At 69.9% G+C, this 17,501-nt stretch carries 17 protein-coding genes; 13 read left to right on the top strand and 4 right to left on the bottom strand.

The genetic code is table 11. The features are described 5' to 3' along the window. Positions 1 to 11: 11 nt before the first annotated feature. Positions 12 to 1,169 (bottom strand): acyl-CoA dehydrogenase family protein, encoded by a 1,158-nt coding sequence (locus tag ACGFYV_RS16875; protein ID WP_393879132.1) that lies wholly within the window; start codon positions 1,167 to 1,169, stop codon positions 12 to 14. Positions 1,170 to 1,413: 244 nt separating this feature from the next. Next, complete coding sequence (locus tag ACGFYV_RS16870; protein WP_393879131.1) at positions 1,414 to 2,013, bottom strand: TetR/AcrR family transcriptional regulator; 600 nt, start codon at positions 2,011 to 2,013, stop codon at positions 1,414 to 1,416. Between the two features lie 108 nt (positions 2,014 to 2,121). Here ACGFYV_RS16870 and ACGFYV_RS16865 point away from each other — a divergent pair, with 108 nt between their 5' ends. The 5 genes from ACGFYV_RS16865 (at position 2,122) to ACGFYV_RS16845 (ending at position 9,029) form a co-directional block, all read left to right on the top strand. Continuing rightward, the gene (locus ACGFYV_RS16865) at positions 2,122 to 3,738 is read left to right on the top strand and encodes a carboxyl transferase domain-containing protein (RefSeq protein ID WP_393879130.1); all 1,617 of its coding nucleotides are present in this window, start codon (positions 2,122 to 2,124) and stop codon (positions 3,736 to 3,738) included. A gap of 11 nt (positions 3,739 to 3,749) precedes the next feature. After that, the gene (locus ACGFYV_RS16860) at positions 3,750 to 5,774 is read left to right on the top strand and encodes an acetyl-CoA carboxylase biotin carboxylase subunit (RefSeq protein WP_393879129.1); all 2,025 of its coding nucleotides are present in this window, start codon (positions 3,750 to 3,752) and stop codon (positions 5,772 to 5,774) included. Next, a complete protein-coding gene (locus ACGFYV_RS16855) occupies positions 5,771 to 6,712 on the top strand; it encodes a hydroxymethylglutaryl-CoA lyase (protein WP_393879128.1) in 942 nt (313 codons plus the stop codon). Before ACGFYV_RS16860 ends, ACGFYV_RS16855 begins: the two co-directional genes overlap by 4 nt. 5 nt (positions 6,713 to 6,717) lie before the next feature. Next, entirely contained in the window at positions 6,718 to 7,878 is a 1,161-nt protein-coding gene (locus ACGFYV_RS16850) for an acyl-CoA dehydrogenase family protein (RefSeq protein ID WP_393879127.1), read from the top strand. A 779-nt stretch (positions 7,879 to 8,657) separates the two neighbouring features. Continuing rightward, entirely contained in the window at positions 8,658 to 9,029 is a 372-nt protein-coding gene (locus ACGFYV_RS16845) for a hypothetical protein (RefSeq protein WP_393879126.1), read from the top strand. Between the two features lie 155 nt (positions 9,030 to 9,184). Here the strand turns inward: ACGFYV_RS16845 and ACGFYV_RS16840 are convergent, their stop codons facing one another. Then, entirely contained in the window at positions 9,185 to 9,724 is a 540-nt protein-coding gene (locus tag ACGFYV_RS16840; protein ID WP_393879125.1) for a GNAT family N-acetyltransferase, read from the bottom strand. After that, positions 9,721 to 11,001, bottom strand: a complete 1,281-nt coding sequence (locus tag ACGFYV_RS16835) for an XRE family transcriptional regulator (protein WP_393879124.1) — start codon at positions 10,999 to 11,001, stop codon at positions 9,721 to 9,723. The genes ACGFYV_RS16840 and ACGFYV_RS16835 overlap by 4 nt, the downstream gene beginning before the upstream one ends. 227 nt (positions 11,002 to 11,228) lie before the next feature. Between ACGFYV_RS16835 and ACGFYV_RS16830 the strand changes: the two genes are divergently transcribed. The 8 genes from ACGFYV_RS16830 to ACGFYV_RS16795 all read left to right on the top strand — a co-directional run bounded on the left by ACGFYV_RS16830 (position 11,229) and on the right by ACGFYV_RS16795 (position 17,450). Then, positions 11,229 to 11,678, top strand: coding sequence for an ATP-binding protein (locus ACGFYV_RS16830; RefSeq protein ID WP_393879123.1), 450 nt, complete (start codon positions 11,229 to 11,231; stop codon positions 11,676 to 11,678). Between the two features lie 172 nt (positions 11,679 to 11,850). Next, on the top strand, positions 11,851 to 12,867 hold the full coding sequence (locus ACGFYV_RS16825) for a radical SAM protein (RefSeq protein ID WP_393879122.1): 1,017 nt from the start codon (positions 11,851 to 11,853) through the stop codon (positions 12,865 to 12,867). Beyond that, positions 12,864 to 13,502: a dTMP kinase gene (locus ACGFYV_RS16820; protein ID WP_393879121.1), complete on the top strand. Its 639-nt coding sequence runs from the start codon at positions 12,864 to 12,866 to the stop codon at positions 13,500 to 13,502. The genes ACGFYV_RS16825 and ACGFYV_RS16820 overlap by 4 nt, the downstream gene beginning before the upstream one ends. After that, positions 13,495 to 13,992, top strand: coding sequence for a hypothetical protein (locus tag ACGFYV_RS16815; RefSeq protein WP_393879120.1), 498 nt, complete (start codon positions 13,495 to 13,497; stop codon positions 13,990 to 13,992). Before ACGFYV_RS16820 ends, ACGFYV_RS16815 begins: the two co-directional genes overlap by 8 nt. Continuing rightward, positions 13,989 to 14,837 (top strand): STM4013/SEN3800 family hydrolase, encoded by an 849-nt coding sequence (locus ACGFYV_RS16810; protein WP_393879119.1) that lies wholly within the window; start codon positions 13,989 to 13,991, stop codon positions 14,835 to 14,837. The genes ACGFYV_RS16815 and ACGFYV_RS16810 overlap by 4 nt, the downstream gene beginning before the upstream one ends. Beyond that, entirely contained in the window at positions 14,803 to 15,249 is a 447-nt protein-coding gene (locus tag ACGFYV_RS16805) for an NUDIX hydrolase (protein ID WP_393879118.1), read from the top strand. Before ACGFYV_RS16810 ends, ACGFYV_RS16805 begins: the two co-directional genes overlap by 35 nt. A 177-nt stretch (positions 15,250 to 15,426) precedes the next feature. Beyond that, positions 15,427 to 16,470 carry an ABC transporter substrate-binding protein gene (locus ACGFYV_RS16800; protein ID WP_393879117.1) on the top strand — a complete coding sequence of 348 codons (1,044 nt, stop codon included), beginning with the start codon at positions 15,427 to 15,429 and terminating at the stop codon, positions 16,468 to 16,470. A 98-nt stretch (positions 16,471 to 16,568) separates the two neighbouring features. Continuing rightward, the gene (locus ACGFYV_RS16795) at positions 16,569 to 17,450 is read left to right on the top strand and encodes a siderophore-interacting protein (protein ID WP_393879116.1); all 882 of its coding nucleotides are present in this window, start codon (positions 16,569 to 16,571) and stop codon (positions 17,448 to 17,450) included. Positions 17,451 to 17,501: the final 51 nt, after the last annotated feature.

Below are 17,501 nucleotides of genomic sequence, written 5' to 3'. Positions count from 1 at the left end.
GTGAGTCCGGGTCACAGCCCCATGTCCTTGGCGATGATCGTCTTCATGATCTCGCTGGTGCCGCCGTAGATGCGGTTGACGCGGTTGTCCGCGTACAGGCGGGCGATCGGGTACTCGTTCATGAAGCCGTAGCCACCGTGCAGCTGGAGGCAGCGGTCGATGACGCGGTGGGCGACCTCGGTGCAGAAAAGCTTGGCGGAGGCGGCCTCGGCGGGCGTCAGCTCACCGGCGTCGAGAGCCTCGGTCGCGCGATCCGCGACGGCCTCGGCGGCGTCGACCTCGGCCTGGCAGGCGGCCAGCTCGAACTTGGTGTTCTGGAAGGCCGCGACCGGCTTGCCGAAGACGACGCGCTGCTGGACGTACTCCTTGGCGAACCGGACGGCGGCCTTGGCCTGCGCGTAGGCGCCGAAGGCTATGCCCCAGCGCTCGGAGGCCAGGTTGTGGCCGAGGTAGGAGAAGCCCTTGTTCTCCTCACCGAGGAGGTCCTCGACGGGCACCTTGACGTCGACGAACGCCAGCTCGGCGGTGTCGGAGGTCTTCAGGCCGAGCTTGTCGAGCTTGCGGCCGACGGAGTAGCCCTCGGCCTTCGTGTCCACGACGAACAGGGAGATGCCGTGGCGGCGGTCCTCGGCGCTGGGCGCGGCGGTGCGGGCGCAGACGATCATGCGGTCGGCGTGCACACCGCCGGTGATGAAGGTCTTGGCGCCGTTGAGGACGTAGTGGGTGCCGTCCTCGGAGAGCCTGGCGGTGGTCTTCATGCCCGCGAGGTCGGAGCCGGTGCCCGGCTCGGTCATCGCGATGGCCCACATCTCCTCACCGGAGACGAACTTCGGCAGGTAGCGCTTCTTCTGCTCCTCGGTGGCGAGCAGCTTGATGTAGGGCAGGCCGAGCAGCACGTGCACGCCGGAGCCGCCGAAGGAGACGCCCGCGCGGGCCGTCTCCTCGTACAGGACGGCCTCGAACTTGTAGGAGTCGATGCCGGCGCCGCCGTACTCCTCGTCCACGCGGATGCCGAAGACGCCCAGTTCGGCGAGCTTGTAGTAGAAGTCGCGCGGGGCCTGGCCGGCGGCGAACCACTCGTCGTAGACGGGGACGACCTCGGCCTCGATGAAGGCCCGGAGGGTCTCCCGGAACGCCTCGTGATCTTCGGTGAACAGCGTGCGGCGCATGGGTACCTCCACGGACCTCGGGGCGTGTCTAAGCGCTTGCTCAGATTCGAAGATACCGATGAGTACGGGAGGCGTCCAGAGACGCAGGTCACTCCGGAAAGGCGATAGCCGGAAGGAGAGGGTAGAGGGAAAGGGGGGCGGGCGTCACGCCCTCGCCGCAGCGGACGTCATGCCTTCGCCGCAGCGGACGTCATGCCTTCACCGCAGCGGACGTCATGCCCTCGCCGCAGCGGGCGTCACGCCCTCACCGCTCCCCCGCCGCCGAGAAGGCACCCCGGGCCATCCGGTGCAGCAGGGCCGCCGTGGTCCCGCGGCCGGGCAGCGTGCCGGCGCGGCCCAGGTGCGGGGTGGAGTTGAGCAGGCCGAAGACCGAGTGGACGGCCGAGCGGGCCGCCGGCTCCGTGAGCCCCGGGTACGCCTCGCGCACCACCTCGACCCACAGCTCGACGTACTGCCGCTGGAGCTGGCGCACCAGCTTGCGGTCGCTGTCGCGCAGCCGGTCCAGCTCGCGGTCGTGGAGGGTGATCAGGGGGCGGTCGTCCAGGGCGAAGTCGATGTGACCCTCGATGAGGGAGTCCAGGACGGCCGAGGCGCCACTGCCGCCGTCGGACTCCGCGAGGCGGCGCTTGGCGCCGGTCAGCAGCTGTCCGCTGATACCGACCAGCAGCTCGGCCAGCATCGCGTCCTTGCCCGGGAAGTGCCGGTACAGGCCGGGGCCGCTGATGCCCACGGCGGCCCCTATCTCGTCGACGCCGACGCCGTGGAAGCCGCGCTCGGCGAAGAGCCGGGCAGCCTCCTTGAGGATCTGCTCACGGCGGGTGGGGGCGTCGGTTCTGGTGGCCATGCGAGTAATTCTAGACAGGGACGTTAGCGGTCGTTAACCTGTGGGAGATGGTTAACGCTCATTAACAGTACGACCACTGGGTGAACCACTGGGTGAGGGGACCGCAGGATGCAGGAGGCACCGGAGCTGACGAGCGCGGCCGAGCCCGCGTCGGAGGCCTGGCGGGCCAATGAACAAGCCCACCTCGCCCTCGTCGGGGAGCTGCGCGCCAAGCTGGCCGCCGCCGCGCTCGGCGGCGGCGAGAAGGCCCGCGCCCGGCACACCGCGCGCGGGAAGCTGCTGCCCAGGGACAGGGTGGACACCCTGCTCGACCCCGGGTCGCCGTTCCTGGAGCTGGCCCCGCTCGCGGCCGACGGGATGTACGAGGGCCAGGCGCCGGCCGCCGGCGTGATCGCCGGGATCGGCCGGGTCAGCGGGCGCGAGTGCGTGATCGTCGCCAACGACGCGACCGTCAAGGGCGGCACGTACTACCCGATGACCGTGAAGAAGCACCTGCGCGCGCAGGAGGTGGCCCTCGACAACCGGCTGCCGTGCGTCTACCTCGTGGACTCGGGCGGCGCCTTCCTGCCGATGCAGGACGAGGTCTTCCCCGACCGGGACCACTTCGGGCGGATCTTCTACAACCAGGCCCGTATGTCGGGCGCGGGGATCCCGCAGATCGCGGCCGTCCTCGGCTCGTGCACGGCGGGCGGCGCGTACGTCCCGGCGATGAGCGACGAGGCCGTGATCGTCCGCGGCCAGGGCACGATCTTCCTCGGCGGCCCGCCGCTGGTGAAGGCGGCCACCGGCGAGGTCGTCACCGCGGAGGAGCTGGGCGGCGGCGAGGTCCACTCCCGGATCTCCGGTGTCACCGACCACCTCGCCGAGGACGACGCGCACGCCCTGCGGATCGTGCGGAACATCGTCGCCACGCTCCCGGCCCGGCCGTCCCTGCCCTGGGAGGTCCGCCCCGCGGTGGAGCCGAAGGTCGACCCCTACGGGCTCTACGGCGCGGTCCCGGTCGACTCCCGTACCCCCTACGACGTGCGCGAGATCATCGCGCGCGTGGTGGACGGGTCGCGGTTCGCCGAGTTCAAGAGCGAGTTCGGGCAGACCCTGGTCACCGGCTTCGCCCGGATCCACGGCCACCCGGTCGGCATCGTCGCCAACAACGGCATCCTGTTCTCCGAGTCCGCCCAGAAGGGCGCCCACTTCATCGAGCTGTGCGACCAGCGCGGCATCCCGCTGGTGTTCCTGCAGAACATCTCGGGCTTCATGGTGGGCAAGGACTACGAGGCGGGCGGCATCGCCAAGCACGGCGCCAAGATGGTGACGGCGGTCGCCTGCACGCGCGTGCCGAAGCTGACGGTGGTGGTCGGCGGGTCGTACGGCGCGGGCAACTACTCGATGTGCGGCCGGGCGTACTCGCCGCGCTTCCTGTGGATGTGGCCCAACGCCAAGATCTCGGTCATGGGCGGCGAGCAGGCCGCCTCCGTCCTCGCGACCGTCAAGCGGGACCAGTTGGAGGCACGCGGCGAGGACTGGCCGGCCGAGGACGAGGAGTCCTTCAAGGCGCCGATCCGCGCGCAGTACGAGCACCAGGGCAACGCCTACTACGCGACCGCCCGCCTCTGGGACGACGGCGTGATCGACCCGCTGGAGACCCGTCAGGTGCTGGGACTCGCCCTGACGGCCTGCGCCAACGCGCCCCTGGGAAACCCCCAGTTCGGCGTCTTCCGGATGTGAGGAGGGGAACCGTGTTCGACACAGTGCTGGTCGCCAACCGGGGCGAGATCGCCGTACGCGTCATCCGTACGCTCCGCTCGCTGGGCGTGCGCTCGGTGGCGGTCTTCTCCGACGCCGACGCGGACGCGCGGCACGTCCGGGAGGCCGACACGGCGGTACGGATCGGCCCGGCCCCCGCGGCCGAGAGCTATCTGTCGGTGGAGCGGCTGCTGGAGGCCGCCGCCCGCACCGGCGCCCAGGCCGTCCACCCCGGCTACGGCTTCCTCGCCGAGAACGCGGGCTTCGCGCGCGCGTGCGAGGAGGCGGGGCTGGTGTTCATCGGCCCGTCGGCGGACGCGATCGCCCTCATGGGTGACAAGATCCGCGCCAAGGAGACGGTGCAGGCGGCCGGGGTGCCGGTCGTGCCGGGTTCCAGCGGCAGCGGGCTCACCGACGCCCAACTCACCGAGGCGGCACGGGAGATCGGGACCCCGGTCCTGCTCAAGCCCTCCGCCGGAGGCGGCGGCAAGGGCATGCGCCTGGTGCGGGACGTCTCCGTCCTGGAGGAGGAGATCGCGGCAGCCCGCCGCGAGGCCCGCGCCTCCTTCGGCGACGACACGCTGCTGGTGGAGCGGTGGATCGACCGGCCCCGGCACATCGAGATCCAGGTGCTGGCCGACGGCCACGGGGGCGTCGTCCACCTCGGCGAGCGCGAGTGCTCGCTGCAGCGGCGGCACCAGAAGGTCATCGAGGAGGCGCCGTCGGTCCTGCTGGACGCGCGGACGCGTGCGGCGATGGGCGAGGCGGCCGTACAGGCGGCCCGCTCGTGCGGGTACCGGGGCGCGGGCACGGTGGAGTTCATCGTGCCGGGCGGTGACCCGTCGGCGTACTACTTCATGGAGATGAACACCCGCCTCCAGGTGGAGCACCCGGTCACCGAGCTGATCACGGGCCTCGACCTGGTGGAGTGGCAACTGCGGGTCGCGGCCGGGGAGAAGCTGGGCTTCGCGCAGCAGGACGTGACGCTGACCGGGCACGCGGTCGAGGCCCGGATCTGCGCGGAGGACCCCGCACGCGGGTTCCTGCCGTCGGGCGGCACCGTGCTGCTGCTGGACGAGCCCCAGGGCGACGGTGTCCGCACCGACTCCGGGCTCAGCGCGGGCACCGAGGTCGGCAGCCTGTACGACCCGATGCTGTCCAAGGTCATCGCCTACGGCCCCGACCGCGCGACGGCGCTGCGCAGGCTCCGGGCCGCCCTCGCCGGGACCGTCACGCTGGGCGTGCAGACCAACGCGGGCTTCCTGCGCCGGCTGCTGGCCCATCCGGCGGTCGTGTCGGGCGAGATGGACACCGGGCTGGTGGAGCGGGTGGTGGACGAACTGGTCCCCACCGACGTCCCGGAGGCGGTGTACGAGGCGGCGGCGGCCGTACGACTGGACGCGCTGCGCCCGCCGGCCGGGCCGGGGTGGGTGGATCCCTTCTCGGTGCCGAACGGCTGGCGGCTGAGCGGCCGGCCGAAACCGGTGGCCTTCCCCCTCCAGGTGCCGGGACTCGACCCCGTCACCCGTGCGAGCCGGGGCGAGGCCACGGTCACCGGCGACCGGGTGTCCGTCACCCTGGACGGCGTCCGGCACTCCTTCCGCCGGTCCGGTGACTGGCTCGGACGCGACGGCGACGCCTGGCAGGTGCGCGACCACGACCCGGTGGCCGCCTCCCTCACCGGCGCGCGGCACGCGGGCGCCGACTCGCTGACCGCGCCCATGCCCGGCACGGTGACCGTGGTGAAGGTCGCCGTCGGCGACGACGTCACCGCGGGCCAGAGCCTGTTGGTGGTCGAGGCGATGAAGATGGAGCACGTCGTCTCCGCCCCGCACGCCGGCGTCGTCGCCGAACTCGACGTCACCCCGGGTACGACGGTCGCCATGGACCAGGTGCTCGCCGTGATCGCACCGCACGACGAGGAGACCGGCGGCCCGCAGGCCGACGGCGCGCCGCACGCCGAGAAAGCGGACGAGAAGGCGGACGAGAAGGCGGACGAAGGGGTGGTGGCGCAGTGAGCACCGAGGGACTGCCCATGGTCGTACCGGCCCAGGATCTGCCCTCCCGGGTGCGCATCCACGAGGTCGGGGCACGCGACGGGCTGCAGAACGAGAAGCGGACCGTGCCGACCGAGGTGAAGGCGGAGTTCATCCGCCGCCTGGCCGCCTCGGGCCTGACCACCATCGAGGCGACCAGCTTCGTGCGCCCCGACTGGGTGCCCCAGCTCGCCGACGCCGAGCAGTTGTACCCGCTGATCGGCGACCTCGACGTCGAACTCCCCGTGCTGGTGCCCAACCGGCGCGGCCTGGACCGCGCCCTCGCGCTCGGCGCCGGCCGGATCGCGGTGTTCGCCAGCGCCACCGAGTCCTTCGCGAAGGCCAACCTCAACCGCACGGTGGACGAGTCGCTCGCCGTGTTCGCACCGGTGGTGCGGCAGGCGAAGGACGCGGGCGCGCACGTGCGCGGCTACGTCTCGATGTGCTTCGGCGACCCCTGGGAGGGAGCGGTCCCGCTCCACCAGGTGGCCCGCGTCTGCACGGCCCTGCGGGACATGGGCTGCGACGAGCTGAGCCTCGGCGACACCATCGGGGTGGCCACCCCCGGCCATGTCCTCGAACTGCTCGCCCTGCTGAACGAGGAGGGTGTGCCGACGAACGAGATCGGCGTCCACTTCCACGACACCTACGGCCAGGCGCTCGCCAACACCTACGCGGCCCTGGAACACGGCGTGACGACGATCGACGCGTCCGCGGGCGGCCTCGGCGGCTGCCCGTACGCCAAGTCCGCCACCGGCAACCTCGCCACCGAAGACCTCGTATGGATGCTGCACGGCCTCGGCATCGAGACAGGGGTCGACCTCGGCCGTCTGACCGCCACGAGCGTGTGGATGGCCGCCCATCTGGACCGGCCCAGCCCGTCCCGCACCGTCCGAGCCCTGTCCCACAAGGAGCAGTGATCACGATGGACCACCGCCTCTCCCCCGAGCTGGAGGAACTCCGCCGTACGGTGGAGGAGTTCGCGCACGACGTCGTGGCGCCGAAGATCGGCGACTTCTACGAGCGGCACGAGTTCCCGTACGAGATCGTCCGCGAGATGGGCCGCATGGGCCTGTTCGGGCTGCCGTTCCCCGAGGAGTACGGCGGCATGGGCGGCGACTACCTGGCCCTCGGCCTCGCGCTGGAGGAACTGGCCCGGGTGGACTCGTCCGTGGCCATCACCCTGGAGGCGGGCGTCTCGCTCGGCGCCATGCCGATCCACCTCTTCGGCACCCAGGAGCAGAAGCGGGAGTGGCTCCCCCGCCTGTGCTCCGGCGAGATCCTGGGCGCGTTCGGCCTGACGGAGCCGGACGGCGGCAGCGACGCCGGCGCCACGCGCACCACGGCCCGCCTCGACCCCGACACCGACGAGTGGGTGATCAACGGCACGAAGTGCTTCATCACCAACTCGGGCACGGACATCACGGGCCTGGTGACGGTCACCGCGGTGACGGGCCGCAAGCCGGACGGCAAGCCGCTGATCTCCGCCATCATCGTCCCGTCGGGCACACCCGGTTTCACGGTGGCGGCGCCGTACTCGAAGGTGGGCTGGAACGCGTCGGACACGCGGGAGCTGTCCTTCCAGGACGTCCGTGTCCCCGCCGCCAACCTGCTCGGCGAGGAGGGCCGCGGCTACGCCCAGTTCCTGCGCATCCTCGACGAGGGCCGCATCGCCATCGCGGCCCTGGCGACCGGCCTGGCCCAGGGCTGCGTCGACGAGTCCGTGAAGTACGCCAGGGAACGCCACGCCTTCGGCAAGCCCATCGGTGCCAACCAGGCCATCCAGTTCAAGCTCGCCGACATGGAGATGAAGGCCCACACCTCCCGCCTCGCCTGGCGCGACGCCGCCTCCCGCCTGGTCTCCGGCGACCCCTTCAAGAAGGAGGCGGCCCTGGCCAAGCTCTACTCCTCCACCATCGCCGTCGACAACGCCCGCGACGCCACCCAGATCCACGGCGGCTACGGCTTCATGAACGAGTACCCGGTGGCCCGCATGTGGCGCGACTCCAAGATCCTCGAAATCGGCGAGGGCACGAGCGAGGTCCAGCGCATGCTGATCGCCCGCGAACTGGGCGTGGCCGGCTGAGGGCCTGACGGACTGAAGGCCTGACGGGCTGACGGGCTGACGGGCTGACGGGCTGACGGAGCCCCACCCGTGCGGGACCAGGGTGCCCAGGAAACGGTCTGACCGAACCGTTGCCTGGGCGCCCTGGCCAGTTCGTCGTTCCGACATCGCCGGCCGCTTCCCCGTGAAACCGAACTCGCCGGCGGAGACCGACGCCTGCAACCCCGCGTGCGACCGCTCACAGGGGCAGCTTCATGGATTGGGAGACGCACGCGCGGCGCTTGGCCGCCGATGTCGTCCGTCCGGAGTCCCGCTGGTACAAGCCCCTCGCCACGACACCCCGGTATCTGTTCGTCCCTCACTGGTGGGCGCGCGACGGTTCGGGGTGGGAACTGCGCGACGGGCCCGCGGACGCCGAAGTATGGATGCGGGCCGCGTACGCGGACAGGACGCTTGTCACAAGCGTGGGACCGCACCATGCCGACGACGCCGGGCCCGGCACGGTGGTCGACTCGGGACTGCCCACGTCATCCAGCACGCTGCTGCCGACGTCCCCGGCGAGTACGACCGGATCATCTTCACGGTGTCCGTGCGCCCCGTACCGGCATCCTGGCTGACCGCCCTCCGGCCCGGCGGACGCCTCGTGACCACCCTCAGCGAAACCGGGCTGACCATCACCGCCGACAAGACCGGTGACGGCGGCGCGGCGGGACGCGTGGAGTGGGTCCGGGCCGCCTTCATGGCCACCCGGACCGGCGTCGACCACCCGGCCGGTCTCGCCGACCGATTCGAGGAGATCCATGACCGGGGGGGGCGAAGAGGTGACGACGGGGCGGTACCCCGTCCTCGACGTCCGGGAGGCGTCGGACGTCTGGTCGATGCTCAGCCTCACCGTGCCGGGTGTCGAACACCGCTACGAGACGGGCCCCGACCGGCGTCGAACGGCGTGGATGGTCCACTCCGACGGCTCCTGGGCCCGCGCCGTGGGCCGCTGGACCGATCCGCCCACCGTGCACCAGGGAGGCCCCCGGCGGCTCTGGACCGAGCTGGAGCGCACCCGCAACCGGCTGAACACCGAGGGCGGACTGCCCGTCTACGGAGCCCGGGTCCGGATCGCCCCGGACGGCGCCCTCACCCTCTCCCGCGGATCCTGGTCCGTGACCGTCGCCTGAGGGCGAAGGCGTCTGTGGCGGACCCTCAGCCGGTCGCCACCGCAATCGCCGAGGCCTGTGCCTCCTGCAAGGACTCGAAGGAGGTACGCGTCCGTCTACGACGCCTACGGCAACGCCATCATCACCGCCGACACGCCCCGCTCGTGGGGCACCGGTCAATGGATGGTGCGGATCATCACCGCGAGGACCGGCGAGGCGGCTGACGGCTGGCTCTGACCGATGTCCTCGTATCCCCATGACCGGTAGAGCGCGTGGACCTTACCGTCACCGGCAGACTTGTTGACCATGAGCGTCACGTACGGCTCGTCGCGTGCGGCGAGGAGGGCGTCATGGATGCGCCGCGCGGTCCCGGTGCCTCGCCACGCGGGCCGTACCCCGATCTCCTTGAGGGCCACGGCCGGACGCTCGGTGTACTCATCCGCCGGCGGCGGGGTGGTCCGTTGCCAGTACCGATCACCGTGTTCGATGGTGTTGCCGTAGGCGTAGCCGATCGGATGACCGTCCGCGTACGCAAGAACGGCCACGAACCCCGGTTCGGCGCCGTGCCGGTCCAGTCGCTCACCGAACGCGGTCACGGCGTAGTTCGGCAGGTGGAGCAGTGGGGCGCGCACGTCGGCATAGACGTCGACCAAATCGCCGCGGACAGTCTCGAGCGCGGTGAAAGTGCGGAGTTCAATGGTGGGTGCCGAGGTCATGCGGTGATCCTCCATGCGGCGACGTGCTCGGTCCAGGTCTGCACGGTGGGGCTGCCGGGCGCGGTGGCGCGCAGAGCGGCCCCGAACTCCTGAAGCATGCGCGATACGCGGGCGTGTTGAGTAGCCGCGTCAGCGGGGACCCTCATCGCGGTGGCCGTGGCGGCGTCAACCTCACCCTGCGCGAGTTGGGCATGTGCGAGCCTGGTCGTGGCGATGGCCCGGGAGCGGACCATGTGCGGCCGCAATTCGGAAAGGCAGCGGTGAGCATGGAACTCCGCTGTCTGGTAGTCACCGAGCGACAAGTTTGCCGACAGGGCCAGGGAATCCAACTCGGCCTGGTCGTAGAACGCGAGCATCCACACCGGCCGGAAGGCCCCGGGGTCTGCACGGAACATGGCGTCTTGCGCCTGGTCGAACGCGCGGTGGGTTCCGGTCCGGTCCTGTGCCAGACCCTGGATGGCCGTCTGCCGGGCCAGCCCTAGGCTCGCGAACATGGGGTCTCGGCGCGTGATGTGCAGGTTGCGGGCAACATCGTTCGCGGCGAGCGCATCAGCGGGGCGGCCCATGTGCCGGTACATGGTTCCCGTGTGGCTCCAGATGCGGAACTTGATCGCCTGATCGCCGGACATCTCGGCAAGTGCCTGCGCCTCCCGCATGTGAGCTTTGGCGTCGCCATACCGGCGGCCGTCGATGGCCGCCCACATCGCTGAGGAGCGGAACGCCGCAGCGGCTGCGTACAGGTTGCCGCGTACGCGCTGCGTGGCGGTGCCTGCATTCTGGAGATTCAGTGCCTTGTCGGCGAGCGCCGCGGCTTGCCGCTCAAGGCTGAGTTGCCCGCCATGACGGTGGTCGCTGGCAATGATGTCGGCGAAGCGCTTCTTCAGCCGGTCGACGTCGCTCATGCCGATGCGTCGGGGTGTGGCGGTACCGGGAGCGGCGGCTGCGGTCGCGGCCGCGGCGATACCGCCGACAAGCGTGCGGCGCTTCATGGTGTCGGTGCCCTCCTGCGGTGGGGCTGATGTGGACGAAGTCCCCCGTGGCTCGAACCCTAAAGCCGTGGCAGGCAGCCCTGTGATCTCTTCAAGGGCCTTACGAGTAGCCGACTTCGGCCACTTGACCCGGCCTGCCTTCCAGTCCCGGACCGACGATCCGTCCAGGCCGCCGGTACGCCCGGTAAGACACCCAAGGGTCGTGTTCACGGCGTCCGCAAGGCTGTTGGAGCTGTGCCCGTGCTCTTTCATCCACGCCTCAAGAACGGTGTTGCGCGTGGTGTGCATGCACGCACCGTAGCGTTGCGACCCCGAGCTGTCAGGCAATCAGGGGGTCAAATCGCCCTAGGCCAGCTCATCGGACGGTGCCCGATCCCCCTAACCAGTCTGCCCGGCACAGGAGTTGTCTGGTTACCAGCCGCCCACTCGCCACGGGCTGCTGTTGACGGCCTGGCCCGCTCCTGAAGAGCCCGAGGGGCGAGCTGGGCGCCGAGACAACGACGAAGGCTTCGCCAATGACGACTTCCGGCACACCAGTTCAGGCCGCACCCATCGGCCGCCCCGGCTACAGCCGGACCTTCCCGTGCAATCCGGAGACGGCCGTGATAGGCCGCAAGCTGGTCCGCGAAGCCCTCAGTGCCTGGCACCTGGACGACCTCACCGAACCCGCCGAACTGATCATCTCGGAGCTGGTCGCGAACGCCTCCAGACATACCCCGTGCCACTCGATCCGCCTGATTGTCCAGCGGCCGGACATGGCACGGGTACGCATCGGAGTGGTGGACCGGGCGCCCTCGCGCCTGCCAGTACTCAACCCCGCTGACGCTACCGACGAGTCGGGCCGCGGCCTGCTCCTGATCGACGCACTCTCGGACTGCTGGGGCTACACCCTGCTCGGCAGCCACCCCGCGCGCGGTCCCTGGGGCAAAGAGACCTGGGCAGAGCTGAAACCAGCGGCCCTGTGATCCTCGACGGCTCGGACGAGGCACCGAATGCTCGGATCGGATGGCGACAGATCACCGCCCAGGTCTGCTACGTCCTCGCGATCACCGCCTTTGTCGTCTCGCTGCTCTGCTACTGCGGCTGATGACCGCCGTAAGCAGAGCTACGACGTACACACCACGAAAGGAGCAGGTCTTGACCGTTCCGCTCCCCAAAACCGACGTGGACTGGACCGCGCTGCGGAACTTCGCCGCCCTACGCGGACAGCTCAGGGTGTCACTGACTCCCATCTGCAACGTGAAGTGCTGGTTCTGCCACAACGAGGGCGACGTCCCGCCACCCTTCACGCATCTGAACCGCGACGCCCGGCCCCGCGCCCGTGCATTGAGCGCCGACGACTACGTAGACGTGCTGCGTGAGTTGATCGGCGCCGGTTTGAGGCGGGTGTACTTCACCGGCGGCGAACCACTGATGTCGAAACTGGCGCGACCGGTCCTCACCCGGCTTCCCGTCCGCAGCCCGGACGTGTCCTACACACTGATCACGAACGGCATGCTGGTGCGCGCCCATCAGCACTGGCTCGCCACGACCGGCCTGGACAAGGTGAAGGTCTCCCTCCACTACTTCTCGGACGACTCCTTCCGGGCCATCACACAGACCCGCTCCAGCGTCGCGGCCGTCCTGGACGGCGTCGAGGCAGCCCGCGAGATGTTCGAGCGGGTGGAGCTGAACACGCTGATCCAGCGCGAGAACGAACACGAACTGCGCGACATTCTCACCTTCGCCCTGGACCGCAGACTGCCCGTGCAGTTCATCGAGCTGGTCGGCACCGACTTCAACGTCGGCCGGAAGCCCTCGGCAGTCGGAGCCCAGGGCATCATCGACCACCTCCGCACCCTGACCAGTGACGAGGAGGTGGAGGTCTCCGGCGTCGGCCAGGGCAGGAGGATCTTCCGTATCGACGGAATCGAGATCGACGTCATCCACCGTGAACTGGGCCGCCACCACGTCGGCCAGTGCGGCACCTGCCCCTTGCGGGCCAAGTGCGTGGAAGGCTTCTGGTCCCTGCGCATGGACCACGCCGGCGGTATCCAGCCTTGTCTGCTGCGGGACGACTTACGCATGGACATCCGATCTCTGCTGGATGCTCCGGACCGGGTCCCCGCAGCCGTGGCCCAGCACGTGGCGGCCTTCACGGAAGGCACTCTGTGAATCTCCTGCGCGCTCCCTACGCACCCCTGGCAGACAGCGGACACCGAGGCCCGTTCGTGGTCCTGGAAGGCGTCTCAGGGATCGGAAAGTCGACGCTTGCCCGCCTCCTGGCGAAGCGTCTGGACTCCACCGTGATCCACACTCTCGCCGACCCGCACACTGCCTGGTCCGAGACAGCCAACCGGGAACTTCGGCCGCTGCCGCAGCTCGCCTTCTACCTCTCCGGCCTCCTGCACGTCTCCGACGCCGTACGGCAGGCCCTCGCCATGGGGCCGGTCATCGCGGACCGGTACACCTCGTCGGTCATTGCCTGCCACACCGCTGTCAATGGCGTCGGCCTGGACCAGGTGCGACGACTGATCGCCCCGTTCCGGCCCTATCTCGTCATCCCGGACGCCACGTTCTACCTGGTCAGCTCCGACCCCACGCTGAAGCAACGGATGGAGGCCAAAACGGATGTGAAACAGGACGACACCGACCTGTTCGACGTCCCCGGCCGCCTTGACCGGCTCCGGGCGAACTTCATGGCCGTCGCCGCCGACGACCCCACCGCGCTCCTGCTCCCCACTGACGACCACAGTCCGGACGACTTGGCCGACATCATCGTCAAGCACCTGGAGGACGGACGTGCTTAAGCCCGTCGACACCGATGCCATCATCCGGGACGGCCGCGTCGCCGGCATCTTCCCGGGCGAGATCCACAAGGGCGTGGCTTGGTGGGTCGGCGCATGCTTCGTCGTGATCTGCCGGGCCCGGCAGATCGCCGTGGCCCACGATGACCACCCCACCACGGCCGAGTTCCACCGGCGTTTCTGCCGCGGGGCCATCAACGCAGTGCACTGGGCCTGTCAGGTCTCAGACCTCGGCGCAACTGACGAAACCCAGCTCCTGCATGCCATGAAGGAACTCGGGAGCGTCCCCGGTGCCCGGCTGAGCACGGCCGACAGCGGCGAGCGACGCACCGTCACGATCCGCCTCTACGCCGCGGACGGCCGACCGGTCACGGAGGACACCGGTTTGGCAAGGCTGCGGGAGATGATCGCCTCCGACCGGGTACCCATTCCCGTGAACGACCAGGCCAAGGGCCGCATCACGGAATGCCGCAACCTTGTGGAGGCCTTGTGATCGACGCAGCCAAGGTCATCGGTACCGAGACCAGCATTCTGTTCATCACCCTGGACTCCCTGCGCTACGACGTCGCCCGTGCGGCCCTGCACGCCGGTCAGACCCCTAACCTGGCCAAGATGTTGCCAGGTGGGGTGTGGGAGGAGCGCCGGACTCCGGGCACCTTCACCCTCCCCGCGCACATCGCGTTCTTCTCCGGCTTCCTGCCCAAACTCTCGCATCCCGTACAGCCGCCGCGGCTTTGGGAGTGCCGCCCGCCGGCATTCAAGGCCATCGACACGGGCACGTTCGTCTTTGACGCGCCGAACCTCCTCACCGGCCTTGCGCAGCATGGCTACCGCACCGCGTGCGTCGGCGGCGTGACCTACTTCTCTCGCGAAACCCCGCTCGGGTCGGTGTTGCCTGACATGTTCCACGAGGATCACTGGCGGCCCGAGTTCTGCTCCGCCGAAGCGGACTCCACTCGCCATCAGGTCGACCATGCCCTGGCAGTCGCGAACAGGCATCGTGACCGACCGCTGTTCCTGTTCGTCAACGTCTCGGCCACTCACGTGCCCCACGGGCACTACGTGGGCCACAGCGAGGACTCCTGGCAGTCGCAGGCCGCGGCCCTGGCGTACGCGGACGAACACCTCGGACGGCTCATCCGCACACTGACCAGCGCGCGACCGTGGCTGGTCATCATGTGCGCCGACCACGGCGACGCCTTCGGCGAGGACGGCTACCGGGGACGTGGCATCGCTCACCCCGCCGTGCTGAACGTGCCGTTCGCCGTCATGCTGAGGGGACCCGCGGCTACTCTCGCGGAGCATGACCCACGCCCACGGCAGCGACTCAGAACCTGACGCCTCCGTGATCGTCGCCCGCGACGGTCACGGACGGATCGCCGTCCTGAGCGCGGACTTCCCCCGGCACGGGGGCGAGTACCTGTTCCTCCCCGGAGGCAAGGCCGAGTCCGGTGAGACGCCGGAGCAGTGCGCCCGCCGCGAACTCCTCGAAGAAGCCGGCGTCACCGCCCGGTCCTGGCGGCACCTCGGCTCGTACGCCATGACCCTCGGCTCCACCGCCGAAGTGCACCTCTTCGAGGCCGAACAGCTCACCTGCGGCCCGCAGCAACTCATGCCCTGGGAAGCGGACTTCACGCTCATGTGGTGGTCGATGGAGGACACGCTCGAAGCAGTCGGCGAGGGCCGCTTCCTCTTGCAGGGCGGTCCCCTGGCATTGCTTCTCGCGAGCAGGAGATCTGCCGCGTCCTAGCGTCGCGCCGAGCCCGCTGTCCCGTCGATGACCGATGGCGAACGGTGGTTCGGCCGCGTGATCGCCGGCGAGGAGCAGACCGGGAGACCCACCCCCTGGACTTCTAGTTAGGTTAGGCTAACCTGGCTTCGAACTTGTCCGGCGGGTGATCCGCCCTGGTCGAAAGCAGTCATACCCATGCCCCATGCCCGTGCCACCCACCTCACCCGCCGCGGACTGCTCGCCGCGGGCGGCGCCCTCGGACTCGGTGCCGCGCTCGCCGCCTGCGGGGACGACAAGGGCGAAGGCGGTGGCTCCACGGCCGCCAGGAACGGCCGTTCCGGGCCCTGGAGTTTCAAGGACGACCGCGGCACGACCGTGAAGCTGGACAAGGTCCCGGCGGACATCGTCGCGTTCACGGGTGTCGGTGCGGCGCTGTACGACTACGGCATCCAGGTCAAGGGCGTGTTCGGCCCGACCACGACCGCCGGCGGCAAGGCCGACGTCCAGGCCGGCGACATGGACGTCAGCAAGGTGACCGTCCTCGGCAACGCCTGGGGCCAGTTCAGCGTCGAGAAGTACGCGGCCCTCGCGCCGGACATGCTCATCACGACGATGTTCGACGCCGCCGGCACGCTCTGGTACGTCCCGGAGGAGTCGAAGAAGAAGATCGCCCAGCTGGCGCCGAGCGTCGGCATCTCCGTGTACGACCGTCAGCTCACCCGGCCGCTCCAGCGGATGTGGGAACTGGCCGAGTCGCTCGGCGCGGACATGAAGGCCGCGAAGGCGACGGACGCGAAGAAGCGGTTCGAGGAGGCGGCGTCCCGGCTGCGTGCCGCCGCCAAGGCCAAGCCCGGCATCAAGGTGATGGCCGGCTCCGCGAGCGACCAGCTCTTCTACGTCTCCGGTACGGACCTCTCCATCGACCTGGAGTACTTCAAGGCCCTCGGCGTGAACTTCGTGGAGCCGCCGGAGAGCGCGAAGAGGCAGGGCGGCGGCTGGTACGAGTCGCTGAGCTGGGAGAACGTCGACAAGTACGAGGCCGACATCATCATGATGGACGACCGGTCCTCCACCATCCAGCCCGCCGACATCACGAAGGCGACGTGGAAGAAGCTGCCCGCGGTGAAGGCGGGGCAGGTCATCGCGCGCTCGCCCGAACCGATCCTGTCGTACGAGAAGTGCGTGCCGTTGCTCAGCGGGTTGGCACAGGCACTGGAGAAGGCGAAGAAGGTCAGCTGAGGCCTCGCGCCCGTGCCCCGGTCGCCCCTCATTCGTGCCCGTGCCTCGGTCGCCCCTTATCCGAACATCTGAACACCGACGCTCATTCAGGAGCCTTGATGACGACGGCCCTTGTCGCCCCGTTCCGTTTCTTCTCTCTTCAGGTTGTACGGACCCGGCGGCTGGGGCCGTCGCTGGTTCGGGTCACCTTCGGCGGTGACGAACTGCGTGACTTCCACTCCGACGGGTGCGATCAGTCCCTGTCGTTGTTCCTGCCGCATCCGGGGCAGAGCGAGCCTGTCGTACCGCTGGAGCTGGACGAGGGGTGGTCGCAGGCATGGCGGGAGCTTCCGGAGGAGGTCAGGGCCGTGATGCGCTCGTACACGCTGCGTGCGCTGCGGCGCGATCCCGACGAGATCGACATCGACTTCGTGCTGCACACCCCCGCCGGGCCCGCCTCGACCTGGGCCGCGCGTGCCGTCCCCGGTGACCGTGCGCGGGTGCTCGGACCGGCCGTCGCGGACAACCGGTCCATCCGGTTCCGGCCGCCTGCGGACGCCGATCTCGTCGTCATGTGGGGTGACGACAGTGCCGTGCCGGCCGCCACCGCCGCCCTGGAATCGCTGCCGGCCGGCACCCGGGCCCGCGTCTGGCTGGAGGTGCCGGACGCCGGGGACATCCAGGACGTGGCGACCGACGCGGACGCGGAGATCACGTGGATCGTGCGGAACGACGGGGCCGCCCCCGCCGTCCCCACCACCCCTGCGGACGCCCTCGCCTCCACGGCCGCCCCCGCCTCCACCGCCGTCGACGCCGTACGCGCCTCCGGGCTGCCCGCCGCCGAGCGGCCGTACGTCTGGATCGCCGGGGAGTCGGGGCAGGTGAAGGCGCTGCGCCGGTATTTCGTGGGCGAGTGCGGGATCGACCGGCGGCGTGTCACCTTCGTCGGCTACTGGCGGCGGGGGATGACGGAGGAGCAGGTGCGGGCCGCCGGCGAGTAGCGGCCCGAACTCCCCCGTGAGGAGCGGGTTTCGCGGGAGGGGCGCGGTTCC

This window comes from Streptomyces sp. NPDC048297, from assembly GCF_043201585.1.
Taxonomy (GTDB): Bacteria; Actinomycetota; Actinomycetes; order Streptomycetales; family Streptomycetaceae; genus Streptomyces.
The sequence above is the reverse complement of the archived record's forward strand: the minus strand, read 5'-3'. Positions and strand labels throughout refer to the sequence as shown.